Genomic DNA, 807 nt, shown 5'->3' with positions numbered 1-807 from the left:
GAGGTCGGCGCGGACCCGGTGGCGCCGTCGGCCGCCCGCCTGTTCCGGGGCGGCTTCCTGATCGGCGTGAGCAACCCGAAGCTGCTGCTGTTCGCGGCGGCGTTCCTGCCGCAATTCATCGATCCCGCTGTCGACCAGGGGCTGCAGCTCGCGATCCTGGTCGCGACCTTCGCCGCCGCGGAAGGCTTCTGGTACGCGGCCTACGCGCTCGGCGGCCGGCACCTCGCGCGCCATCTCGCCCGGCCCGCCCTCCGGCGCCTGTTCGACCGCGCCACCGGCGCGATCTTCGTCGGCTTCGGGCTCGGCCTCCTCGCAGGGCGCCCTTGAGCGACAGGGCCATCGCTCGACAGCGCTGGCCCTGATTGACTTCGGCCTCAATCGCCGGCGCCCGCCTTCGCGGGCTCAGGCTTTCGCTCCGCGGGGCGCTCTTCGCGCCCTGAAGCCGCCGAACGCGGCTTCAAGTGATCGCCGTGCCCTGGCGACGATCCGTCTCGCGTGGCGGAGCCGGCTCTGTTATGGGCTTGGCGATGAGCGACAATCCGACCACCTCCTCCGCGGACGAGCCCGTTCGCGGGACCGACACCACGCAGGTCCCCGAGACTCCGGCGAAGGCACGGCCCGCACGCCGCACGGCCGCCGCACGGGACAAGGCCTCGCAGCAGGAACCCGCCTCGCACGAGCCTTCGAGCCAAGAGCCTTCGAGCCAAGAGGCTTCGAGCCCGGCGGCTTCGTCACCGGAGCCTTGGAGCCCGGCCACCGACGCCAACGTCCGCTCCGCCGACGACGAGGCGCCGCGCGAGCGCGTGG

Annotated in this window: 1 protein-coding gene and 1 pseudogene; both read left to right on the top strand. The window is 73.0% G+C overall.

All coding sequences use genetic code 11. From position 1 onward, the window contains the following. A partial coding sequence (locus FV222_RS27930; protein WP_187277519.1) for a LysE family transporter occupies window positions 1-327 on the top strand: 327 nt, incomplete at its 5' end. Between the two features lie 200 nt (window positions 328-527). Then, window positions 528-807: pseudogene (locus tag FV222_RS30775) on the top strand (hypothetical protein); the annotation flags it as partial.

The organism is Methylobacterium sp. WL103 (assembly GCF_008039885.1).
GTDB lineage: Bacteria > Pseudomonadota > Alphaproteobacteria > Rhizobiales > Beijerinckiaceae > Methylobacterium > Methylobacterium cerastii.
The sequence above is the reverse complement of the archived record's forward strand: the minus strand, read 5'-3'. Positions and strand labels throughout refer to the sequence as shown.